Here is a 23,120-nt window from a genome sequence, read left to right on the forward strand (position 1 = left end):
TTCCTCGTCGGGTTCGTCGCTCAGTAGGCGAAGGCGAGCGGGCGGTCGGGGTCCTGGTCGTCGTCGCGTTGCGTGGGGGCCTCGAAGGCGTCGGCTCCACGCACGATGTAGTGCAGGAGGAGCTTGAGCTCGACGACGGCCAGCACCCCGTACAGCGCGGTGAGCACGAGTAGCGAGGTCAGTGCCTCCGCCGGGCTGACGCCTGGCGAGACTCCGCGCTCGGTGGTCATCAGCCCGAAGACGACCCAGGGCTGGCGGCCCATCTCGGTGAAGATCCAGCCGAAGCTGTTGGCGAACAGCGGCATCAGCGGGAGCGCGACGCCCAGCCACACCCAGCGCGACGACCGGAGCCGCCGGCCACGGCGGGTGGCCCAGAGCACGGCGACCGCACCGGCCGCGCCGGCCATGCCGAGCCCGATCATCAGGCGGAAGCTCCAGTAGGTCAGCGGGATGACGGGGGTGTAGTCCCCGGCGGAGTAGTAGGCCTCTCCCGGGTCCTGGCCGTAGGTCTCGACGTACTCCTCGCGCAGGTCGTCGATGCCCCGCACCTCGGCGTCCAGGCTGCCGGAGCCGAGCCAGGACAGCAGCCCCGGCACCTTGATCGCGAAGCTCTCCTCGCTACCGTCGAGCGACCCGATCGTCAGGATCGAGAACGCGGCAGGCTGCTCGGTCTCGTAGAGCCCCTCGGCGGCAGCCATCTTCATCGGCTGCACCTCGGTCATGATCTTGCCCTGGACGTCACCGGAGACCGTGACGGCCACGGACGCCGCGAGCAGCACCCAGGCCCCGGTGCGTGCCGCGCTGCGGTACATCCGGGCGTCCTGCCCCTCGTCCCGGCCCTGGCCGCGCACGAGGTGCCACACCGAGATCCCCACCACGAAGGCGGCGCCCGTCATGTACGCCGCCGCGACGGTGTGCGGGAAGGTCACGAGCTGCACCTTGTTGGTCAGCACCGCGACGAAGTCGGTCAGCTCGGCGCGTCCGGTCTCGGGGTTGAACGCGTAGCCGACCGGGTTCTGCATGAAGGAGTTGGCGGCCAGGATGAAGTAGGCCGAGAGCACGGTGCCGATGTGGACCAACCACATGGTCGCGGCGTGCAGCTTGGGGGGCAGCCGGTCCCAGCCGAAGATCCACAACCCGAGGAACGTCGACTCCAGGAAGAACGCCAGCAGCCCCTCGATGGCCAACGGTGCCCCGAAGACGTCACCGACGAAGCGCGAGTAGTCCGACCAGTTCATCCCGAACTGGAACTCCTGCACGATGCCGGTCACCAGGCCCAGGGCGAAGTTGATCAGGAAGAGCTTGCCGAAGAACTTCGTCAGTCGCAGCCACTGCTCGTTGCCGGTGCGCAACCACGCGGTCTCGTAGCCGGCCACCATGGCGGAGAGACCGATGGTGATCGGCACGAAGAGGAAGTGGTAGACGGTCGTGATGGCGAACTGCCAACGGGCAATGTCGAGGGTGTCGAGATCCACGACCTGATCCTCGGGCCCGCCGAGGCGCCGGGGCAGCGTCGTGGGTCCCCGACGATGGGGACCAAGGTCCCCATCCTTTCCGGCGCGGAAAGGGTCTGGAAATGACAGCAGCCCCACCGCGGTGCGGTGGGGCTGCTGAGAAGAATTGTCCGGCGGCGTCCTACTCTCCCACAACCTCTCGGTTGCAGTACCATCGGCGCTGAAAGGCTTAACTTCCGGGTTCGGGATGGGACCGGGTGTTTCCCTTTCGCTATGGCCGCCGTAACTCTTGCGGCACACACACCCAGGTTGATGTTCACTGGGTGGTGGTGTGTGCCAAGCCATTATTCACATGTGGATGTGTCATGTGTGGTGGTTTGTGTGTGTGGATTCGTGGACGCGAGCAGCTCACCTTGTAGGTTCAGCTGAGTGGTTGTGGGACAAGCCCTCGGCCTATTAGTACCGGTCGGCTAGGCATTGCTGCTGTACACCTCCGGCCTATCAACCCAGTGTTCTGCTGGGGGCCTTACCCGGTTGACCCGGTGGGAAACCTCATCTTGAAACGTGCTTCCCGCTTAGATGCATTCAGCGGTTATCACTTCCGAACGTAGCTAACCAGCCGTGCCCCTGGCGGGACAACTGGCACACCAGAGGTTCGTCCATCCCGGTCCTCTCGTACTAGGGACAGCCTTTCTCAAGTTTCCTGCGCGCGCGGCGGATAGGGACCGAACTGTCTCACGACGTTCTAAACCCAGCTCGCGTGCCGCTTTAATGGGCGAACAGCCCAACCCTTGGGACCTACTCCAGCCCCAGGATGCGACGAGCCGACATCGAGGTGCCAAACCATCCCGTCGATATGGACTCTTGGGGAAGATCAGCCTGTTATCCCCGGGGTACCTTTTATCCGTTGAGCGACGTCGCTTCCACATGCCGACGCCGGATCACTAGTTCCGACTTTCGTCCCTGCTCGACATGTCTGTCTCACAGTCAAGCTCCCTTGTGCACTTACACTCGCCACCTGATTGCCAACCAGGCTGAGGGAACCTTTGAGCGCCTCCGTTACTCTTTAGGAGGCAACCGCCCCAGTTAAACTACCCATCAGGCACTGTCCCTGATCCGGATAACGGACCTAGGTTAGACATCTAGTACGACCAGAGTGGTATTTCAACGATGACTCCACACTCACTGGCGTGAATGCTTCACAGTCTCCCACCTATCCTACACAAGCCGAACCAAACACCAATACCAAACTATAGTAAAGGTCCCGGGGTCTTTCCGTCCTGCCGCGCGTAACGAGCATCTTTACTCGTAGTGCAATTTCGCCGAGTCCACGGTTGAGACAGCGCCCAAGTCGTTACTCCATTCGTGCAGGTCGGAACTTACCCGACAAGGAATTTCGCTACCTTAGGATGGTTATAGTTACCACCGCCGTTTACTGGGGCTTAAATTCTCCGCTTCGGTATTGCTACCTAACAGGTCCTCTTAACCTTCCAGCACCGGGCAGGAGTCAGTCCGTATACATCGTCTTACAACTTCGCACGGACCTGTGTTTTTAGTAAACAGTCGCTTGGGCCTGGTCTCTGCGGCCCTTCCCGCTCCCACCGCAAGGGTGTTCACGTTCCGGGCCCCCCTTCTCCCGAAGTTACGGGGGCATTTTGCCGAGTTCCTTAACCGTGGTTCGCTCGATCGCCTTAGTATTCTCTACCTGATCACCTGAGTCGGTTTGGGGTACGGGCGGCGCATAGCTCGCTAGAGGTTTTTCTCGACAGCATAGGATCATCCACTTCCCCCCAACGGGGTCCCCATCACATCTCAAGCCCGACATCGAAGTCAGAGATCCGGATTTGCCTAGATCTCGCCCTACATGCTTAGCCGTACACAACCATCGGTACGGTTGGACTACCTTCCTGCGTCACCCCATCGCTTGACTACTACCAGTTCGGGTCCCACGCTACGCACCCGCGTCTCGCCCCGAAGGGTCCGATCACGGATGTTTCAGATGGTTAGCATCACCAGGTTCGTCATGGGCGCTACTTTGCCGGTACGGGAATATCAACCCGTTGTCCATCGACTACGCCTGTCGGCCTCGCCTTAGGTCCCGACTTACCCAGGGCAGATTAGCTTGACCCTGGAACCCTTGATCATTCGGCGCACGTGTTTCTCACACGTGATTCGCTACTCATGCCTGCATTCTCACTCGTGTCGCATCCACACCTGGATCACTCCGGCGCTTCACTCGCGACACGACGCTCCCCTACCCATCCACACACCTGAACACCCATCAAGTGGGTGCTGGGCTTATGTGAATGCCATAGCTTCGGCGGATGACTTGAGCCCCGCTACATTGTCGGCGCGGAATCACTTGACCAGTGAGCTATTACGCACTCTTTCAAGGGTGGCTGCTTCCAAGCCAACCTCCTGGTTGTCAGTGCGACTCCACATCCTTTTCCACTTAGTCACCGCTTAGGGGCCTTAGCTGATGGTCTGGGCTGTTTCCCTCTCGACTACGGAGCTTATCCCCCGCAGTCTCACTGCTGCGCTCTCACTTACCGGCATTCGGAGTTTGGTTAACGTCAGTAACCTGGTCGGGCCCATCGGCTATCCAGTGCTCTACCTCCGGCAAGAAACACGCAACGCTGCACCTAAATGCATTTCGGGGAGAACCAGCTATCACGAAGTTTGATTGGCCTTTCACCCCTATCCACAGGTCATCCCCTCAGTTTTCAACCTAAGTGGGTTCGGTCCTCCACGCGGTCTTACCCGCGCTTCAACCTGCCCATGGATAGATCACTTCGCTTCGGGTCTTGATCGTGCTACTAAGTAGCCCTATTCGGACTCGCTTTCGCTACGGCTTCCCCACACGGGTTAACCTCGCAACACAACGCAAACTCGCAGGCTCATTCTTCAAAAGGCACGCCGTCACCCCGTCACACAAGTGTGAGCAAGGCTCCGACGGATTGTAGGCACACGGTTTCAGGTACTATTTCACTCCCCGCCAGGGGTACTTTTCACCTTTCCCTCACGGTACTTGTCCGCTATCGGTCATCAAGGAGTATTTAGGCTTAACGGGTGGTCCCGCCAGATTCACACGGAATTTCAGGGGTTCCGTGTTACTTGGGATATGCGCATCACAGCTCGCGACTTACACTTACGGGGCTATCACCCTCTACGGCGCCACTTTCCAGCGGACTTCAACTTCATCACGAGTTTCTTACTGTGTGGTAGGCCGGCAGACCCACCCATGCGATCCCACAACCCCACATACACAACCCCTGCCGGGTATCACATGTACGTGGTTTGGCCTCATCCGATTTCGCTCGCCACTACTCTCGGAATCACTATTGTTTTCTCTTCCTGTGGGTACTGAGATGTTTCACTTCCCCACGTTCCCTCCACACACCCTATATATTCAGGCGCGGGTAACTGGACATGACTCCAGCTGGGTTTCCCCATTCGGACACCCCCGGATCACAGCTTGGTTGCCAACTCCCCAGGGCTTATCGCAGGCTCCTACGTCCTTCATCGGCTCTTGATGCCAAGGCATCCACCATGTGCCCTTCATAGCTTGTCTCACAAACACTCAACAAAAACTACAAAGACTAGAATTAATTACATCTAGAAAGACACGACACCCACACCCACCCCACACAAGAGGCAGATGCTTTTGTCGCGTCAGATGCTCGCGTCCACTATCCAATTCACAAACAACCAGCCCACCAAGCCCCCAGACCCACCATCCGGTGGACCTGGGATACCAGGAGGCATCGAGCAGACCAGTCACCTGATCCCTCAAAGCTCAACAGTGTGCCAACCCCACCCCAACAAACGAGAGCCTCCAGGTTCCACACCCCCACACCCACTCAAAGAGCGCATGTGCGAGCAGTACTGAGAAGACCCCGCCCACCAAGGCGAAGCATCATCGACGATTCCACTAGTGAACACCACCATACGTACCAGAACAGGCGTCTGGCATCGGGGCGTGTGCTCCTTAGAAAGGAGGTGATCCAGCCGCACCTTCCGGTACGGCTACCTTGTTACGACTTCGTCCCAATCGCCAGCCCCACCTTCGACGGCTCCCTCCCACAAGGGGTTAGGCCACCGGCTTCGGGTGTTGCCGACTTTCGTGACGTGACGGGCGGTGTGTACAAGGCCCGGGAACGTATTCACCGCAGCGTTGCTGATCTGCGATTACTAGCGACTCCGACTTCATGGGGTCGAGTTGCAGACCCCAATCCGAACTGAGACCGGCTTTTTGGGATTCGCTCCCCCTCACGGGATCGCAGCCCTTTGTACCGGCCATTGTAGCATGCGTGAAGCCCTGGACATAAGGGGCATGATGACTTGACGTCATCCCCACCTTCCTCCGAGTTGACCCCGGCAGTCTCCTATGAGTCCCCAACGCCCGAAGGCTTGCTGGCAACATAGGACGAGGGTTGCGCTCGTTGCGGGACTTAACCCAACATCTCACGACACGAGCTGACGACAGCCATGCACCACCTGTACACCGACTAAAAGGGGCTACATCTCTGCAGCTTTCCGGTGTATGTCAAACCCAGGTAAGGTTCTTCGCGTTGCATCGAATTAATCCGCATGCTCCGCCGCTTGTGCGGGCCCCCGTCAATTCCTTTGAGTTTTAGCCTTGCGGCCGTACTCCCCAGGCGGGGCGCTTAATGCGTTAGCTGCGGCACGGAATCCGTGGAATGGACCCCACACCTAGCGCCCAACGTTTACGGTGTGGACTACCAGGGTATCTAATCCTGTTCGCTCCCCACACTTTCGCTCCTCAGCGTCAGGTAATTCCCAGAGAACCGCCTTCGCCACCGGTGTTCCTCCTGATATCTGCGCATTTCACCGCTACACCAGGAATTCCGTTCTCCCCTGAATACCTCTAGTCTGCCCGTATCGGAAGCAAGCACTGAGTTAAGCCCAGTGTTTTCACTCCCGACGCGACAAACCGCCTACGAGCCCTTTACGCCCAATAATTCCGGACAACGCTCGCACCCTACGTATTACCGCGGCTGCTGGCACGTAGTTGGCCGGTGCTTCTTCTGTAGGTACCGTCACTTGCGCTTCGTCCCTACTGAAAGAGGTTTACAACCCGAAGGCCGTCATCCCTCACGCGGCGTTGCTGGATCAGGCTTCCGCCCATTGTCCAATATTCCCCACTGCTGCCTCCCGTAGGAGTCTGGGCCGTGTCTCAGTCCCAGTGTGGCCGGTCACCCTCTCAGGCCGGCTACCCGTCGAAGCCTTGGTAGGCCATTACCCCACCAACAAGCTGATAGGCCGCGAGCACATCCCCCACCGAAAAACTTTCCACCACCATCACATGCGTGAAGCGGTCATATCCGGTATTAGACCCCGTTTCCGAGGCTTATCCCGAAGTGAAGGGCAGATTACTCACGTGTTACTCACCCGTTCGCCGCTCGTGTACCCCGAAGGGCCTTACCGCTCGACTTGCATGTGTTAAGCACGCCGCCAGCGTTCGTCCTGAGCCAGGATCAAACTCTCCGTTGAAAAACAACACCACACCAACCATCAGGCCAGTGCAGAAAAAGAGATGCCTGACAAGAGAACAAAACTGACAATTGCCAGAATCATCGTCTTACCAAAGAAACCATCAACCACATCAACCCCCGAAGGGACATCCATGATCGACGGGGCATAACAAACTAATTCGTCGACTATGACACACTGTTGAGTTCTCAAGAATCAGACGCACACCGTCCCAGCACCTCTCGGCACCAGCGGCGGGGCAACCTGCAGAAACTTACCCGTCCGGGTGTACCGCGTCAACTCCGGGGAGCTGCGCGACACTCGGCTGGCGAGCATCCGCCCCCAGGCACACCGACAGACCTGCCAGCGAGTCCTGCTGCTGGAGGTCTGAGGCGGATGCCTCGGGTCCTGCTGTGCTCCGGTCCGGGCCTTTCGGCCGGCTGCCGGGGCAACGAGAAGAACATTAGGTCGGCCGTCCCGGAAGCGTCAATTCGGGGCGTTCCCACCCTCGGGGAGGCCCGTCCGGCCGGCCACGACGGGGACGACGGCGCGGTGCTTGGCGCGGTGCTCCCCTCCCCCGTCGTGCGTCCCCGCACGCCTTGCGACCTGCCCGCACTGGTGCGCTCGCTCGGCGAGCAGCAGCCCACGTCGTCGTACCCGATGCGGTGGCCGCTGCCCTTCCCGGTCGAGCAGCTCATCGTGCGCGAGGGGCAGGAGCGCTCCTGGGTGGCGGCCCTCGGCGAGCGCGTGGTGGGCCACGTGGGCGTGGGCCGCCCGCGCGGCCTCCCTAGCGGACCAGGACCACCGCGGAGCCGTGGCCGAAGAGACCCTGGTTGGCGGTGATGCCGACCCGTGCCCCCGCGACCTGGCGGCCCTCGGCCTGCCCGCGCAGCTGCCAGGTGAGCTCGCAGACCTGGGCGAGGGCCTGGGCGGGCACGGCCTCGCCGAAGCAGGCCAGGCCGCCCGACGGGTTGACCGGGATCCGCCCCCCGATCGTGGTCTCCCCCGCGCGCAGCAGGGACTCGGCCTCACCCCGCGCGCACAGCCCCAGGTCCTCCATCCAGTCGAGCTCGAGCGCCGTCGAGAGGTCGTAGACCTCGGCGACGTCGACGTCCTCGGGTCCGAGGCCGGCCTCCTCGTAGGCCGCCGTGGCCAGGGACTCCTTGAAGGTGTGCTCCGGCTCGGTGCCGCCGCTGGCGTCGGTGGACAGCAGCGGCATGTCGAGGACGGTGTTCGGGAAGGTGGGCGTGACCGTGGAGACGGCACTCATCCGCACGCTCTCGCCCAGGCCGTGCCGACGGGCGTAGTCCTCGGAGACGAGCACCACCGCGGCGGCGCCGTCGGAGGTCGCGCAGATGTCGAGCAGGTGCAGCGGGTCGCTGACCACCGCGCTGGCCAGCACGTCGGCCACGCTGACCTCCTTGCGGTAGCGGGCGTTCGGGTTGGCCAGCCCGTGCCGCGAGTTCTTCACCTTCACCTGCGCGAAGTCCTCGGGCGTCGCGCCGTGGAGGTCCATGCGCCGGCGGGCGTACATCGCGAAGTAGGCCGGGTTGGTCATGCCCACGAGACGGAAGCGCAGCCAGTCGGGGTCGTCCCAGCGCTCGCCGGCGTTGGGCGCCAGGAATCCCTTGGGCGTGGTGTCGGCGCCCACGACCAGCGCCACCTCGCACAGCCCGGCGAGGATCCGTGCCCGCGCGGTGTCGAGGGCCTGCGCGCCGGTGGCGCAGGCGGCGTACGACGTGGCGATCCGCGCGCCGTTCCAGCCCAGCGCCTGGGCGAAGGTGGAGCCGGCGACGTAGCCCGCGTAGCCGTTGCGCACGGTCTCGCCGCCGACCACCAGGTCGACGTCGCTCCACGGGACGCCCGCGTCGCCGAGCGCCTGGCGGGCGGCGTGCACGCCGTACTGCACGAAGCTGCGGCCCCACTTGCCCCACGGGTGCATGCCCACCCCGGCGACGGCGACCCCCCGGTCGGCGGGGCTCACTGGTCGGCCTCCTCGCCCAGCTCGGTGACGTGGCCCGACCCCAGCGGCAGCCACTTCCACACCAGGGCGTCACCCACGGCCTCGGGCTCGACGACGAGCTCGGCCTCGGCGCCCACGCGCAGGTCGTCGACGCCGTAGCCGCGGGCGACCTGGCCGAGCACGACGATGCCCTCGGGCAGCTCGACGGCTGCGATCGCGAACGGCTCGAACGGGTCGGGGGCGGGGTACGGCGGCGGCGGCTGGTACTGCGCGTCGGTGTAGGACCACACCCGCCCGCGGCGCGAGAGCGGGACCCGCTCGAACTCCTCGCCCTCGCACGCCGGGTGGCGGCAGTAGCCGGCCGCGGCGATCGTCGGCGGGAAGTAGACCGTGGCGCAGGTGGTGCACCGCTCGCCGGTGAGCGTGGGGTCGGGGCCGGTGGTGAACCACCCCTCGATGGCAGGTGCGGACATGCGCCCTCCAGAACTAGAACGTGTTCTCACACTAGCCCGGGAGGCGGCGCCGCGGCCACCGCGGTCTCACCCAGCGGCGACGGAGCGGGGTGTCTCAGGCGCGGGCGAGGAAGGCCAGGAGGTCCTGGCGGGTCAGCACGCCCACGGGCTTGCCGTCCTCGTGCACCAGCACCGCGTCGGCGCTCTCCATCAGGCGCACCGCGTCGGTGGCCTCCTCGGCGGCGCCGATGGTGGGCAGCGGCGCCGACATGTGGTCCTCGACCCGGTCGGTCAGGTGGGCGTGGCCGGCGTACAGGGCGTCGAGCAGGGCCCGGTCGGAGACGGAGCCCGCGACCTCGGCGGCCACGATCGGAGGCTCGGCGCGCACGACCGGCATCTGCGAGACGCCGTACTCCTGCAGGATCGCCACGGCCTCGGCGATGGTCTCGTTGGGGTGGGTGTGCACCAGGTCGGGCAGCCGCCCGGACTTGCCGCGCAGCACCTCCCCCACGGTCCGCGAGACGTCGCCGCCCTCGGAGGTGGCGAAGCCGTACTGCGCCAGCCACTCGTCGTTGAAGATCTTGGTCAGGTAGCCGCGCCCGGAGTCGGGCAGCAGGACGACGATGACGGCGTCGGTGCGGCCCTCCTCGGCCAGCTCGTGGGCCAGCTGGCGCGCCGCCACCACGGCCATGCCGCAGGATCCGCCCACCAGCAGCGCCTCCTCGCGGGCCAGGCGGCGCGTCATCGCGAAGGAGTCGGCGTCGGAGACCTCGATGACCCGGTCGGCCACCGAGCGGTCGTAGGTCTCGGGCCAGAAGTCCTCGCCCACGCCCTCGACGAGGTAGGGGCGCCCGTCGCCGCCGGAGTAGACCGAGCCGGCCGGGTCGGCGCCGACCACCTGGACCTGGCGCCCGGCCAGCGCAGCCTGCTCCTTGAGGTAGCGCCCGACGCCGGAGATGGTGCCGCCGGTGCCCATCCCGGTCACGAAGTGGGTGACCCGGCCCTCGGTCTGCTCCCAGACCTCGGGGCCGGTGGTCTCGTAGTGGCTGCGCGGGTTGTGCACGTTGGCGTACTGGTTGGGCTTCCAGGCGCCGGGCTGCGAGGCCAGCCGGTCGGAGACGTTGTAGTAGGAGTCGGGGTGCTCGGGGGCGACCGCGGTGGGGCAGACCACGACCTCGGCGCCGTAGGCCCGCAGCACGTTGCGCTTGTCCTCGCTGACCTTGTCGGGGCACACGAAGACGCACTTGTAGCCCTTCTGCTGCGCCACCATCGCCAGCCCGACGCCGGTGTTGCCGGAGGTCGGCTCGACGATCGTGCCGCCGGGCTGCAGCTCGCCGGAGGCCTCCGCGGCCTCGATCATGCGGGTCGCGATGCGGTCCTTCACCGAGCCGCCCGGGTTGAGGTACTCCACCTTCGCCAGCACGAGGGGGCCGTCGGCCAGCCCGTCGAGGGTGCGGCTCAGGCGCACGAGCGGGGTGTTGCCGATCAGGTCCAGGACGGAGTCGACGTACTGCATGTCGACAATCTAGGACGGCCGGGGGCGCCGCGACCAAACGTGACGACGACCACCGGTCGCTCCGGCGCCTCCGGGGTGGTCCGGTCAGGGTCCGCGCGGTCACTACACTCCCCGGTGTGGGGAAGGCAGCAGCAGCACGCAAGCTCGCGTCCGCCGCGGCCTACGGCGGCGGCGGGCTCTCCGTGCTGGGCGCCGGCCTCTACGGCGTCCTGACCGCCGAGGCCAAGCTGGCCCGCAAGACCATCGGGCCGATCCTCGAGGAGCCGCCGCCCGACCCGACCGGCTGGTACGGCCGCGGCCGGCCCGGTCCGGCGATCAAGGTGGCCCTGCTCGGCGACTCCAGCGCGGCCGGCTACGGCGTCGAGCGGGTCGAGCAGACCCCCGGGGCGCTGCTGGCCAGCGGCGTGGCCGAGCACGCCGACCGCCGCGTCTACCTGCGCGACTTCGCCGTCGTCGGCGCCAAGACCTCCGACCTCGACGAGCAGATCGACCGCGCGCTGCCCATCGAGCCCGACGTCGCGCTGATCCTGGTCGGCGCCAACGACGTCACCCACATCGTCCCGCCCGCCACCTCGATCCGGCACCTGCAGGAGGGCGTGCGCCGCCTGCACGAGGCCGGCGTCGCCGTGGTGGTCGGCACCTGCCCCGACCTGGGCACCCTCAAGCCGATCGCGCCGCCGCTGAAGCAGGTGGCCCGCTCGTGGTCGCGCCGGCTCGCGGCCGGCCAGACCATCGCGGTCATCGAGGAGGGCGGGCGCACCGTCTCGCTCGGCTCGGTGCTCGGCCCCGAGTTCGCCGCCGCGCCCGCGCTGCTCTTCGGCCCCGACCAGTTCCACCCCTCCGCGACCGGCTACCGCTCGCTGGTCACCGTGCTGCTGCCCAGCGTGCTGGCCGCCCTCGACGTGATCGAGGCCGACGAGGAGTCCCTGCAGGCGCTGCGCGGCGAGGGCGTGCTGCCGATCACCGACGCCGCCATCCAGGCCGTCAAGACCCCCGGCACCGAGCTCGACGGCACCCAGGTGGGCGGCGACCGCCGCGGCGTGCGCGGGCTGTGGGTCGAGCTGCGCCACCGCCGGCGCCGGCCCGCGACCGCCGGCGAGACGCCCGACGAGAACGACGAGCACGACCTGCCTGCCCAGGTCTGAGCCGCGCCGCGTACGACGAAGGCCCCCGGAGCGGTGCTCCGGGGGCCTTCGCGTGGTGCGGGGTGCTGCGGGTCGATCAGTCCTGCTGGAGGATCGCGAGGATGCGCAGCAGGTTGGTGTAGATCCAGACCAGGCTGACGGTCAGCGCGAACGCCGCACGCCAGGACTCCTGCTCGGGGATCCGGTTGGCCACGCCCTGCTCGACGAAGTCGAAGTCGAGGATCAGCATGAAGATGCCGAGCACCAGGCCGCCGACCGCGAAGAGCAGGCCCAGGGCACCGAAGCCCAGGAAGCCCATCGCGCTGCCGAACATGCCGAGCACGACCTCGAGCAGGCCCAGGGCCACCATGCCGAACATCGCCGCGACCACGAAGGTGCGGAACTTGTCGCCCACCTTGATGTCGAAGAACTTGTAGGCGGCCAGGGTGCCGGCGAAGGCGGCGAAGGTGCCGATGACCGCCTGCATCACGATCGAGGGGCCGTCCTGGGGCACGAACGTCTGCTCGATGAACTTCGAGAACGCGCCCATCGCGACGCCCTCGAGGGCGGCGAAGGCCAGCACCAGCGCGGGGCTGATGACCTTCTTGAAGGAGTTGACCATCGACAGGGCGAAGGCGCCCAGGCTACCGATCATCAGGGCGGCGTAGAGTGCTCCGCCGGCCTGGGTGCTGTCGGTCAGGTCGGGGGTGAGGATCCAGGTCGCGAAGGCCGTGACCAGCACGACGCCCAGGGTGATCGCGGTCTTCTGGACCACCGAGTCGATGGTCATGGGGGCGGCCGGCGCCTGCGGGGCGGCGTGGCCGGTGTCACCGGGGGTGCCGGTCCCCCAGGTCGAGGGGTCGGAGCCGTAGCCCCCGGCGTACGTCTGGTTGCCGTAGGCGTTCGCGCCGGAGCGGTTGAACTCCTCCGAGCGCGAGAACACCGGGTTGTTGCTCTTCATTGGTCTCTCCTTGGAGGCCGGGTGGTGGCCGCGTCGACGGCCGCTGTGGTGGATCCACTGTAGTGGTTCTGACCAGTCCAACGCCGCGGCGGGCGCCCGCGTTCCCCGAAGGTCGCGGGGGCGGCTGTGAAGTCGCTGAGAAACGCCGAGCCGGCACGAGGAACTGGCGCCGGGCCGGGTCAGCGGCGTACGGCGTGCACGACGGTGTCGGTGACCGTGACCGGCCGGCCGTCGAGGTCCTGCGACCGGGTGGGCGCCTCCGCCGTCCGCAGCTCCCACTCGGTGTCGTCGAGCAGCGCGGTGACCCGGTCGGGGCCGAAGAGCAGGTCCTCGCCGTGCGGGCGGCGCACGCCGGTGTGCTCGTCGTCGGGGTGGTGGCCCACCACCAGCAGCGACCCGCCGGGCGCCACGGTCGCGGCCAGGGCGGCGTACAGGGCGTCGAAGACCGGGCGGGGCACGTGCAGGAAGAAGACGGAGACCAGGTCGTAGGGGCCGCCGGGCACGGGTTCGTCGAGCAGGTCGACCTGGCGCAGGTCGACCTCGAGACCCTCCTCGGCGGCGCGGGCGGCGGCCCGGTCGAGCGCGACCTGGGAGACGTCGATGCCGGTGACCCGCCACCCGCGGGCGGCCAGCCACAACGCGTCGCCGCCCTCGCCGCAGCCCACGTCGAGGGCCGTGCCAGGCTCCAGGTCGCCGGCCTGCTCGACCAGGCGGGGGTTGACCCGTCCGCTCCAGATCGCGCCCTTCTCGGCGTACCGCTCGTCCCAGGCCCGGGCGCTCCACTGGTGCCGCTCGTCGTGCTCGCTCATCCGCCCATCATGGCGTGCCGGCCGGGCCCCGCGGGCGCCGAGGGAGGGTGACGGCAGGGCCGGGGACATTCCTCGCGGTCGCAGCGGCACCGCGATCGGCCCTGCCGGGGGCAGGAGCTGCCGGCCACGGATGGGGGGCATGAGTGGCCGGTGCTCGGTTCCCTCCCCACCAGAAGCGTACTCCCGTCTCGTGGTGCCCCCACTGGGACTCGAACCCAGACTGAGCCGCTTTTAAGGCGGTTTCCTCTGCCGATTGGGATACAGGGGCCGTGAGCCTGTCGGCTCAGAGGTAAGTCTTGCGCGCGTAGATGGCGTGCGCACCCGCGGCCCGGTCGACGAAGAGCAGCCCCTGGCAGTGGTCGATCTCGTGCTGCAGGGCGCGGGCCTCGAAGGCGCTGGTCTCGACCTCGACCTCCAGGCCGGTGCCCGGCAGCTGCCCGCGCACGGTCAGGCGCGAGGCGCGCTTCACGTCGCCGGTCAGGTCGGGGACGCTCATGCACCCCTCGCGCGCCTTCTCGTTGCGGCTCGAGGCGACGACCTCGGCGTTGCACAGCACGAACGTGCCGTGGTGCCCGCGGGTCTTGGGGTGCTCGGACACGTCGACGCAGAACATCTGGGCGCTGACCCCGACCTGCGGCGCGGCCAGGCCCACGCAGCCGGGGCTGACCCGCATCGTGGCGACGAGGTCGGCGGCCAGCTGGAGGCTCTCGGCGCTGCAGGGGTCGACCCGCTCCCCCACCGTCGAGAGCACCTCCGCGGGGGCGAGCACGACCTCGAGCACACGTCCCTCGACGCCCAGGTCGTGCTCGCTCCAGGCCGCGACCGGGTGCTCGCTCACAGCTCGTCGGCCTCGGCCGCGCGCAGCGTGGCGCGCACGCCGAGGCCTGCGGCGGCCTCGTCGATGGCGTGCGACAGCGCGCCCGCGTCGGCGTCGGCGGGCAGGTCGATCTCGGCGACGAGCAGGTAGAGGTCGCCGGCCAGCCGGGTGGTGAGGTCGGTGATGTTGCCGCCCACCATCGCGACCCGGCCGATGATCGCCGAGACGATGCCGGCACGGTCGCCGCCGTGCACGGTCAGCAGCCAGCTCGTGCCCTGCCCCACGGGGGCCGGCTCGGCGTGCGCGTCGTCGACGTCGCGCACGGTGACGGTGAGGGCGCTGTCGGCGGCCAGCGGGGCCAGCGCCTGCTCGATCTCGACGCCGGCCGCGGGCCCGGAGCACACGAGCGTCATCGCGAAGTGCCCCCGCAGCAGCGTCATCGTGGAGTCCTCGATGTTGAGGCCCAGCTCGGCGAGACGGCCGGTGGTCTCGGCGATGATGCCGGGCCGGTCGTGGCCCAGGACGGTGACGGCGTGCAGGCTGGTCGGTGCGGGGTCGGTGCTCACCCGTCCATTCTCGCAAGAGCCGCGGCGCGGCCGAGCACCTCGTCCGTCATCTGCTCGCTCAGCCGCCCCGTGACGGTGTTGTGCGGGCTCGGGTGGTAGCACCCCAGCAGCGGCAGCTCGCGCCCGTCGACGGGCAGGCGGACCTCGACGGCGTGCCCGAAGCGCGGACGCGGACGCGGCACGTCGGCGCCCACCCGGGCCAGCGCCGTCAGGGCCGCGGCCCACCCGAAGGCGCCCAGCGCCACCACGACCTCGACGCCGGGCAGCAGCAGCGCGAGCTCCTCGTCGAGCCACGGCGCGCAGGTGTCGCGCTCGGGGGGGGTGGGCTTGTTGTCGGGCGGCGCGCAGCGCACCGCGGAGACCAGGCGGGTGCCGCGCAGCGCCTGGCCGTCGCCGGCGTGGGTGCTGGTCGGGATCGCGGCCAGGCCGACCCGGTGCAGGGAGGCGAAGAGCCAGTCGCCGGAGCGGTCGCCGGTGAAGATCCGCCCGGTCCGGTTGGCCCCGTGGGCGGCCGGGGCCAGGCCCACGACGAGGATGCGCGGGTCGCTCGAGCCCCAGCCGGGCACCGGTCGCCCCCAGTAGTCCTCGTCGGCGTACGCCGCCCGCTTCTCGCGCGCGACCTGCTCGCGCCACGCGACCAGGCGCGGGCAGGCCCGACAGTCGACCAGGCGGTCCTCGAGCCGCTGCAGCGGGTCGAGCGGCTCGCGGGGCACCTCAGCCGTCGGCCAGCGCCGAGCGCACCAGCGCGGCCGAGAGCCACGCCACCTCGCCCGGGTCGCCACCGACCACGTCGGCCAGGGCGCCGGGGTCGGTGGGCAGGCCCAGCCCTCCGGCCCGCTCCAGGCCGCGGTCGTCGAAGAACGGCACCAGCTCGGGCCACACGGCCTGGGCCTCGCGGCAGAAGATCCGGGCGCCGGTGGGCCCCACCCGCGGGAACTCCTGCAGCGCCTCGACCAGCGCGTCGCGGTCGCCGTCGGCCTCGCGTCGCAGCCGGCGCAGGTCGCCGCCGTGGTGCTCCTCCAGCAGGGCGGCCGACTCCTCGAGCACCGTGGCGGTGCGCTCGTCGTAGCGGCGGTAGCCGCCGCGGCCCAGGGCGTCGACGCGCTGCTGCCACGTGGCCGAGCGCATCCGCTCGGGCGTGCGCCACCCCGCCCGGAAGAGCTCGTGGGCGGTCGTGGCCGCCACGTCGGCCGAGATCGGCGCCGACGACAGCGTCGCCAGCACCAGCAGCTGGAAGAGCGACGCCGGCTTGTCGCGCAGCGTGATGCCGGCCTGGTCGGCGTAGGTGCGCCCGTGCTCGGCGAGCAGCTCCTCGAGCACCCCCTCGGGCACCTGGTCGCGGCTCACGTCGTCTCCCCCGCGTGCCGACCTCCCCGGCGCGGCAGCCGGGCCAGCGACCGGGTCGCGGGCCCCTCGAGCACCTCGCCGTCGGCGGAGAACCGCGAGCCGTGCAGGGGGCAGTCGTAGGTCTGCTCGTGGTCGTTCCAGCGCAGCGTCCCGCCCAGGTGGGTGCAGACGGGGAGTGCCGCGCAGCCGCCCGCCTCGGTGGCGGCCCTCGACGGCGGCCGGCGTACGCCGCGCGCGAGGGAGCCGACCTCGCCCGCCGCCACCCCCGCCTGCACGCCGAGGAAGGCGGGCAGGTCGCGCAGCCGCGGCGCACGGGTGTAGAGGTCGCGCGCCCACGGCACCGGCGCACCGGTCTGCTCGCCCGCCAGCGCCAGGCCGGCGGCGACGCCGCTGGTCAGGCCCCACTTGCGGTAGCCCGTGGCCACGCTGACCCGCGACGTCGGCGAGCCCAGGCCGCCCACCAGCGGGAGCCCGTCGAGGGAGACGTAGTCCTGGGCCGACCAGGCGGCCAGCTCGACGGCGTCGGGGAAGTGCTCGGCGGTCCAGGAGCGCAGCCGGTCGACGCGGGTGGACTCCCGGCGGCCGCGTCCGGTCTCGTGCCCCTCGCCGCCCACCAGCAGCAGGCCGCTGCCGTCGACCTCGCCCCCGCGCCACGACCGGCCGGGCGAGCCCGCCGAGAGCGCCATCACCTCGGGCGGCGCGGGGTGGCGGTAGGCCACCAGGTAGCTGCGCTGCGGCGTCAGCCGGGCGAAGTGCAGGCGGCGGTCGACCACGGGCGTGCCGGTGGCGAGCACCACGTGCTCCCCGCGCACGTCGAGGCCGTCCTCGCCCAGCACGTGCACCACCTCCCCGCGCTGGCGCAGCCGCTGGACACGGCGCCCGGTCAGCAACCGGCCACCGCCGGCGCGCACCCGGTCGAGCAGCGCCAGCACCAGCGCGACGGGGTCGAGCTGCAGCTGGTCGGCCAGCACGGTGGCCGCGTGGGCCGGCACCGGCAGGTCGGGCGTGCCGCGCCAGGCCACGTCGAGACCGAGGGAGGCGGCCGCCTCGTGCTCGTCGCGCACCGTCGGCACCTCCTCGGGCGCGGCGGCGTACGTCACGGCGTCACGGCGCTGGGCCGGCACGCCGGTCTCCTCGCAGAAGGCGGCCACCCAGTCGAGGGCGGCCAGGCTGCTCTCGACGTACGCCTCGAGGCGCCGGCGACCGCCGGAGCCGTGCTGGCTGGTCAGCGACGACAGGGTCGTGCCCTGCAGCGCCGAGACCTTGCCGGTGGTGCGCCCGGTCGTGACCGCGCCGGGGTGGCGCGCCTCGACGACGAGCACCGAGCGCCCGGCCCGCACCAGCGCCAGCGCCGTGGTCAGGCCGGTGACGCCCGCCCCGACCACGACCGTGTCGAAGGTCTCGTCGGGGCCCGCCTGCCCGGGATCCGGGTCGGCCGGCTGGGTCGGGGGGTGTCCCCGGTGCTGCCACCACACGCTCTCGGCGCTCATCTGCACTCCTGGACGGGTCGAGGGGCCCGGACCTGACCCAGCCTGCGACAACCCCGCCGGGCACGACTCACCCCCAGGGAGGTCGTGTCGACCCCCGTCGGCCGCGCACCGTGGGGCACTGGCTCGCCGGGGACCCCGGTGAGCGCTGGAGCACGTACGACGACGAGCAAAGGGAGCACCCCCCATGAAGGCAGTCACCTGGCAGGGCCCGTCCAAGATCAGCGTCGAGGACGTGCCGGACCCCACCATCCAGGACCCCTCCGACGCGATCGTCGAGATCACCACCACCGGTCTCTGCGGCTCGGACCTGCACCTCTACGAGCCCCTGGCCCCGTTCATGACCCCCGGCGACATCGTCGGCCACGAGCCGATGGGCATCGTGCGCGAGGTCGGGCCCGGGGTCAGCAAGCTCAAGGTCGGCGACCGGGTCGTGGTGCCGTTCAACATCAGCTGCGGCAGCTGCTGGACCTGTGAGCGCGGCCTGTACTCGCAGTGCGAGACCACCCAGAACCACGAGCACGGCACCGGCGCCAGCCTCTTCGGCTTCAGCAGCCTCTACGGCGCGGTGCCCGGCGGGCAGGCCGAGCTGCTGCGCGTGCCGTTCGCCGACTTCCTGCCGGTCAAGGTGCCCGAGGGCCCCGTCGACGACCGCTTCGTCTTCCTCTCCGACGTGCTGCCCACGGCCTGGCAGGGCGTCGAGTACGCCGACTGCCCCGCCGACGGCACCCTGCTGATCATGGGCGCCGGACCGATCGGCGACATGGCCGCGCGGATCGCGATGCACCGCGGCATCCGGGTGATCGTGGTCGACCGCGTGCCCGAGCGGCTCGCCCGGGTGCGGGCCCGCGGCGCGGAGACGATCGACCTCGACGCCGTCGACGACGTCGCCGAGGAGGTCCGCAGCCGCACCGGTGGGCGCGGCGCCGACGCGGTCATCGACGCGGTGGGCATGGAGGCGCACGGCAACCCGGTGGCCGAGAAGGCGATCAAGGCCGTGGGGCTGCTGCCCGACGCGGTGGCCAAGCCGCTGATGATGTCGGCCGGCTTCGACCGGCTCGCGGCGCTGCACGCCTCGCTCGACGCCGTACGTCGCGGCGGCACCGTGTCGCTGCTCGGCGTCTACGGCGGCGCCGCCGACCCGATGCCGCTGATGCAGATGTTCGACAAGCAGCTGCAGCTGCGGATGGGCCAGGCCAACGTGCGCCGGTGGACCGACGACATCATGCCGCTGCTGGTCGACGACGCCGACCCGCTGGGCACCGAGCAGTTCGTGACCCACCGGCTCCCCCTCGCCGAGGCGCCGGAGGCCTACGCCAAGTTCCAGGGCAAGCAGGACGAGATGATCAAGGTCGTCTTCACGCCCTGACCGACCCCACGGCCCCACGACGAGAGCCGCCCGCCCCGGGAGTCCCGGGACGGGCGGCTCTTCGTCGTCGTGGAGACCGGCTCAGGGAGCCGGCGGCATCGAGTTCTGGCGCCTCGCGGCCTCCACGGCGTCGGAGGCGACCTCGCCGGCCTTCTCCTTGACCGTGTCGGTGGCGCGCTGGGTGGCGTCCTGGACCCGCGGGTCGCGGCGGACCCGCGCTGCGCCCGCCTTGATCTGCTCGTAGCGCTCGTGGCCGGCGCGGGCGCCGAGCACGTAGCCGGCGCCGGCGGCGATCAGCATCGGGATCTTCTTCATGGGTCTGGTCCTCTCGTCGGTGACCCGGTCCCCCTACCCGCTGTGCGGCGGCTCAATCCACCTCAGGGGGAGGGCTGAGCCGAGCGCTGGGCGAGGTCCCAGGCGATCCCGTCGAGGATGTCGCTCTCGCTGACGACCAGCTCGGTGGCCCTGGTGCGCGCCAGCACCCGCGACACGATCAGCGCGCCGGCGGCGATCACGTCGGCGCGGCCGGGGTGCATCCACGGCAGGTCGAGGCGCTGCTCGACGCTGAGGCCGACCAGCCGGTCGCACTCGCGGTGCACCTCGGCGACGTCGAGCACCTGCTGGTCGATCAGCGCGCGGTCGTAGGCGGCCAGGCCGAGCACGCCGGCGGCCAGGGTGGTGATCGTGCCGGCCACCCCGACCACGCTCAGGGCGTCGCCGGCGGCCACCGGGCACTGGTCGAGGGCGGCGTCGACGTCGGCCACGCAGGCCGCGACCTCGTCGGCGCTCGGCGGGTCGGAGTGCAGGTGCCGCTCGGTGAGCCGCACCGACCCGATGTCCATCGAGTGCGCCTGGTCGGGCCGGTCCTGCTCGGCGCCGGCATGGCCGAGCACCAGCTCGGTCGAGCCGCCGCCCACGTCGACGACGAGCACCGGGGCAGCCGGGGTCTCGCTCAGCACCCGCACCGAGCCGGCCCAGGCCAGCCGGGCCTCCTCGCCGCCGGTGAGCACCTCGGGGCGCACGCCCAGGCGCTGCTCGACGCCGTCGCCGAACTCCTCGGCGTTGTCGGCGTCGCGGGTCGCCGAGGTCGCGCAGAAGCGGGTGTGCGCCGGGTCGACCCGGTGCTCGCGCACCAGGGCGGCGTACTCGTCGACGGCCGCGAAGGTGCGCGCCAGGGCCGCCTCGGCCAGGCGGCCGGTGCGGTCGACGCCCTCGCCGAGGCGCACCATCCGCGACTCGCGGGCCACCTCGGTGGCGGTGCCCGCCTCGACGTCGACGTCGGCGACGAGCAGCTTGACGGTGTTGGTGCCGCAGTCGACCGCGGCTACACGCACGGGCCGGGCTCCCACCAGGCGCCGAGCGCGTCGAGGACCTCGTCGCCGAGCGGGTTCACGCCGCGGCCCTGGGCCAGGGACTGGCCGGCCAGCACGTGCAGGCACTTGACGCGGTCGGGCATCCCGCCCGCCGAGATGCCCTCGATCTCGGGCACGTCGAGGCCGGCGGCCCGGCCGATCTCGGTGCGCGCGGCGAGGTAGCGCTCGTGGGCGGCGGCGTACGCCGCGGCCAGCTCCTCGTCGTCGGCGAGACGCGCCTCCATCTCCTTCATCAGCCCCGAACCCTCGAGGGTGCCGATGCGCGAGGCCGCGCGCGGGCAGGTGAGGTAGTAGGTGGTCGGGAACGGCGTGCCGCTGGGCAGCCGCGGCACCGTGGTCACCACGTCGGGGTTGCCGCAGGGGCAGCGGTGCCCGACCTCGGCGATGCCGCTGGCCGAGCGGCCGAGCTGCTCGTCGACGACCGCCTGGTCGGCCGGGTCGATGCCGGGCAGCCGGTCGGTCGGCTGGTCGCTCACTGCTGCTCCTCGGAGCCGTCGATCTCGGTCAGGGGCGGGGTGCCGGGGTTGCGCGGCGGGTTGCCGGCCAGCAGCACCGAGGCCCAGGCGTCCTCCCAGAAGGCCGGCTCGACCTCGGGGCCGACCTGGTCGGGGTCGGCGAGCTCGGCGGCCGGCTCGAGCGGCTCACCGTTCTCGTCGAGCACGACGTACGACGTCTCGCCGGGCATGACGTAGCCCAGCTCGCGCGCCTCCTGGGTGACGTAGGCGGGGTCCTCCCAGCGGCGCATCTCGCGCTCGAGGTCGGAGATGCTGGCCTCGGTCTCGGCGATCTCGGCGCGCAGCGCGTCGAGCTCGCTGCGCTGCTGCAGGTAGGCGCGCGCCGAGCTGGCGTAGGAGACGGCCAGCACCGCGACCACCAGCACCAGCACCGCCGCGCGACCGGTCGGTTGGGGGCGACGGCGGGGCGTGGCACCCGTGGGAGGGGTCGGCCCGGTCGCGGGGCGCGCGGCCGGGCGCGGGGCGCCGCCCCGGCCCGGGCCGGTGCGCCCGCGCGGGCCGCTGCCCCGCGACGAGGTGCGTCGGTTCTCGGGCATGTGTCCCAGGGTCGCTCAGGAGGTGTAGCGCGGGAACGCCGACACACCGGCGTAGCGCGCGGCATCTGCCAGCTCGTCCTCGATGCGCAGCAGCTGGTTGTACTTGGCCACCCGCTCCGAGCGGGCCGGGGCACCGGTCTTGATCTGGCCGCAGCCGGTGGCCACGGCCAGGTCGGCGATGGTGACGTCCTCGGTCTCGCCGGAGCGGTGGCTCATCATGCAGCGGTAGCCGCTGCGGTGGGCCAGGTCGACGGAGTCGAGGGTCTCGGTCAGCGAGCCGATCTGGTTGACCTTCACCAGCAGCGCGTTGGCCTGGCCGCCGCTGATGCCGCGCTGCAGGCGCTCGACGTTGGTGACGAAGAGGTCGTCGCCGACGATCTGGACCTTGTCGCCGAGCTGGTCGGTCAGGGTCTTCCAGCCCTCCCAGTCGTCCTCGTCGAGCGGGTCCTCGATGGAGACGATCGGGTAGGCCTCGCACAGCTCGGCGTAGTAGGCGGTCATCTCGGCGGCGCTCTTCGACTGGCCCTCGAAGGAGTAGACACCGTCGGTGCAGAACTCGGTGGCGGCCACGTCGAGGGCCAGCACGATGTCGGTGCCCAGACGCTGGCCCGAGCGCTCGACGGCCTCGGCGATCAGGTCGAGGGCGGCGCGGTTGGAGTCGAGGTCGGGCGCGAAGCCGCCCTCGTCGCCCAGGCCGGTGGCCAGCCCGCGCTCCTTCAGCACCGCCTTGAGCGCGTGGTAGACCTCCGCGCCCGAGCGCAGCGCCTCGCGGAACGAGGGCGCGCCCACCGGCGCGATCATGAACTCCTGGATGTCGACGTTGGAGTCGGCGTGCGAGCCGCCGTTGAGGATGTTCATCATCGGCACCGGCAGCACGTGGGCGTTGGGACCGCCCACGTAGCGGTAGAGCGGCAGGCCGGCCGAGTCGGCGGCCGCGCGGGCCACGGCCAGCGAGACGCCCAGGATGGCGTTGGCTCCCACCTCCGCCTTGTTGGGGGTGCCGTCGGTGGCCAGCATCGCCTGGTCGACCAGGCGCTGGTCGTCGGCGTCGAGGCCCTCGACGGCCGGCCCGAGCACGCGGATCACGTTGTCGACGGCCTGCTGGACACCCTTGCCGGCGTACCGGTCGCCGCCGTCGCGCAGCTCCACGGCCTCGAAGGCGCCGGTGGAGGCGCCGCTGGGCACTGCCGCGCGGGCGAAGGTGCCGTCGTCGAGGACGACCTCCACCTCGACGGTGGGGTTGCCCCGGGAGTCGAGGATCTCGCGGGCGCCGACTGCTTCGATGGATGCCACGGTGGGTGCTCCTGAGTGGTTCGGGTGGTGCTGCGTCATGAACGG

18 protein-coding genes, 1 tRNA gene and 3 rRNA genes are annotated in these 23,120 nt (G+C 69.5%); 2 read left to right on the forward strand and 20 right to left on the reverse strand.

Going from position 1 to position 23,120, the window contains the following annotated elements; genetic code table 11:
* Nucleotides 1-20: 20 nt before the first annotated feature.
* The 7 genes from JOE61_RS06170 to JOE61_RS06200 form a co-directional block, all read right to left on the reverse strand.
* Nucleotides 21-1,475 (reverse strand): cytochrome ubiquinol oxidase subunit I, encoded by a 1,455-nt coding sequence (locus tag JOE61_RS06170; RefSeq protein ID WP_193668952.1) that lies wholly within the window; start codon nucleotides 1,473-1,475, stop codon nucleotides 21-23.
* Between the two features lie 147 nt (nucleotides 1,476-1,622).
* Nucleotides 1,623-1,739: ribosomal RNA gene (gene rrf, locus JOE61_RS06175) — 5S ribosomal RNA — on the reverse strand.
* A gap of 151 nt (nucleotides 1,740-1,890) precedes the next feature.
* Nucleotides 1,891-5,025: ribosomal RNA gene (locus JOE61_RS06180) — 23S ribosomal RNA — on the reverse strand.
* Nucleotides 5,026-5,446: 421 nt separating this feature from the next.
* Nucleotides 5,447-6,968: ribosomal RNA gene (locus JOE61_RS06185) — 16S ribosomal RNA — on the reverse strand.
* The 16S, 23S and 5S rRNA genes sit together here, the layout of an rRNA operon.
* 766 nt (nucleotides 6,969-7,734) lie before the next feature.
* Nucleotides 7,735-8,931 carry a lipid-transfer protein gene (locus JOE61_RS06190; protein ID WP_307822840.1) on the reverse strand — a complete coding sequence of 399 codons (1,197 nt, stop codon included), beginning with the start codon at nucleotides 8,929-8,931 and terminating at the stop codon, nucleotides 7,735-7,737.
* Nucleotides 8,928-9,383, reverse strand: coding sequence for a Zn-ribbon domain-containing OB-fold protein (locus JOE61_RS06195; protein ID WP_193670051.1), 456 nt, complete (start codon nucleotides 9,381-9,383; stop codon nucleotides 8,928-8,930). Before JOE61_RS06195 ends, JOE61_RS06190 begins: the two co-directional genes overlap by 4 nt.
* A gap of 94 nt (nucleotides 9,384-9,477) precedes the next feature.
* Nucleotides 9,478-10,878 carry a cystathionine beta-synthase gene (locus JOE61_RS06200; RefSeq protein ID WP_193670052.1) on the reverse strand — a complete coding sequence of 467 codons (1,401 nt, stop codon included), beginning with the start codon at nucleotides 10,876-10,878 and terminating at the stop codon, nucleotides 9,478-9,480.
* Between the two features lie 116 nt (nucleotides 10,879-10,994).
* On the opposite strand from JOE61_RS06200, the gene JOE61_RS06205 reads away from it, so the two are divergent.
* Nucleotides 10,995-12,023: an SGNH/GDSL hydrolase family protein gene (locus JOE61_RS06205; RefSeq protein WP_193670053.1), complete on the forward strand. Its 1,029-nt coding sequence runs from the start codon at nucleotides 10,995-10,997 to the stop codon at nucleotides 12,021-12,023.
* A gap of 76 nt (nucleotides 12,024-12,099) precedes the next feature.
* Here the strand turns inward: JOE61_RS06205 and JOE61_RS06210 are convergent, their stop codons facing one another.
* From JOE61_RS06210 to JOE61_RS06245, 8 genes are all read right to left on the reverse strand, one after another.
* Nucleotides 12,100-12,963 (reverse strand): Bax inhibitor-1/YccA family protein, encoded by an 864-nt coding sequence (locus JOE61_RS06210; protein WP_193670054.1) that lies wholly within the window; start codon nucleotides 12,961-12,963, stop codon nucleotides 12,100-12,102.
* Between the two features lie 179 nt (nucleotides 12,964-13,142).
* The gene (locus tag JOE61_RS06215) at nucleotides 13,143-13,772 is read right to left on the reverse strand and encodes a class I SAM-dependent methyltransferase (protein ID WP_193670055.1); all 630 of its coding nucleotides are present in this window, start codon (nucleotides 13,770-13,772) and stop codon (nucleotides 13,143-13,145) included.
* Nucleotides 13,773-13,963: 191 nt separating this feature from the next.
* A tRNA-Leu gene (locus tag JOE61_RS06220) sits at nucleotides 13,964-14,040 on the reverse strand.
* 15 nt (nucleotides 14,041-14,055) lie between these two features.
* A complete protein-coding gene (gene def, locus JOE61_RS06225) occupies nucleotides 14,056-14,610 on the reverse strand; it encodes a peptide deformylase (protein WP_193670056.1) in 555 nt (184 codons plus the stop codon).
* A complete protein-coding gene (locus tag JOE61_RS06230) occupies nucleotides 14,607-15,155 on the reverse strand; it encodes a glycine cleavage system transcriptional repressor (RefSeq protein WP_193670057.1) in 549 nt (182 codons plus the stop codon). The genes def and JOE61_RS06230 overlap by 4 nt, the downstream gene beginning before the upstream one ends.
* Nucleotides 15,152-15,868 carry a uracil-DNA glycosylase gene (locus JOE61_RS06235; protein WP_307822841.1) on the reverse strand — a complete coding sequence of 239 codons (717 nt, stop codon included), beginning with the start codon at nucleotides 15,866-15,868 and terminating at the stop codon, nucleotides 15,152-15,154. The genes JOE61_RS06230 and JOE61_RS06235 overlap by 4 nt, the downstream gene beginning before the upstream one ends.
* 1 nt (nucleotide 15,869) lies before the next feature.
* Complete coding sequence (locus JOE61_RS06240) at nucleotides 15,870-16,502, reverse strand: endonuclease (protein ID WP_193670059.1); 633 nt, start codon at nucleotides 16,500-16,502, stop codon at nucleotides 15,870-15,872.
* Nucleotides 16,499-17,992 (reverse strand): FAD-dependent oxidoreductase, encoded by a 1,494-nt coding sequence (locus JOE61_RS06245; RefSeq protein WP_193670060.1) that lies wholly within the window; start codon nucleotides 17,990-17,992, stop codon nucleotides 16,499-16,501. The genes JOE61_RS06240 and JOE61_RS06245 overlap by 4 nt, the downstream gene beginning before the upstream one ends.
* Nucleotides 17,993-18,176: 184 nt before the next feature.
* On the opposite strand from JOE61_RS06245, the gene JOE61_RS06250 reads away from it, so the two are divergent.
* Nucleotides 18,177-19,358 (forward strand): zinc-dependent alcohol dehydrogenase, encoded by a 1,182-nt coding sequence (locus JOE61_RS06250; protein ID WP_193670061.1) that lies wholly within the window; start codon nucleotides 18,177-18,179, stop codon nucleotides 19,356-19,358.
* Between the two features lie 81 nt (nucleotides 19,359-19,439).
* On the opposite strand, the gene JOE61_RS06255 is transcribed toward JOE61_RS06250, so the two are convergent.
* The 5 genes from JOE61_RS06255 to eno form a co-directional block, all read right to left on the reverse strand.
* Nucleotides 19,440-19,673 (reverse strand): hypothetical protein, encoded by a 234-nt coding sequence (locus JOE61_RS06255; RefSeq protein ID WP_193670062.1) that lies wholly within the window; start codon nucleotides 19,671-19,673, stop codon nucleotides 19,440-19,442.
* Between the two features lie 62 nt (nucleotides 19,674-19,735).
* Nucleotides 19,736-20,692, reverse strand: coding sequence for a Ppx/GppA phosphatase family protein (locus JOE61_RS06260; protein ID WP_204797163.1), 957 nt, complete (start codon nucleotides 20,690-20,692; stop codon nucleotides 19,736-19,738).
* Complete coding sequence (locus tag JOE61_RS06265; protein ID WP_372440054.1) at nucleotides 20,683-21,207, reverse strand: DUF501 domain-containing protein; 525 nt, start codon at nucleotides 21,205-21,207, stop codon at nucleotides 20,683-20,685. Before JOE61_RS06265 ends, JOE61_RS06260 begins: the two co-directional genes overlap by 10 nt.
* A complete protein-coding gene (locus JOE61_RS06270) occupies nucleotides 21,204-21,782 on the reverse strand; it encodes an FtsB family cell division protein (protein ID WP_193670064.1) in 579 nt (192 codons plus the stop codon). The genes JOE61_RS06265 and JOE61_RS06270 overlap by 4 nt, the downstream gene beginning before the upstream one ends.
* 15 nt (nucleotides 21,783-21,797) lie before the next feature.
* The gene (gene eno, locus JOE61_RS06275; protein WP_193670065.1) at nucleotides 21,798-23,075 is read right to left on the reverse strand and encodes a phosphopyruvate hydratase; all 1,278 of its coding nucleotides are present in this window, start codon (nucleotides 23,073-23,075) and stop codon (nucleotides 21,798-21,800) included.
* Between the last annotated feature and the right edge of the window lie 45 nt (nucleotides 23,076-23,120).

The organism is Nocardioides salarius (genome assembly GCF_016907435.1).
Taxonomy (GTDB): Bacteria; Actinomycetota; Actinomycetes; order Propionibacteriales; family Nocardioidaceae; genus Nocardioides; species Nocardioides salarius.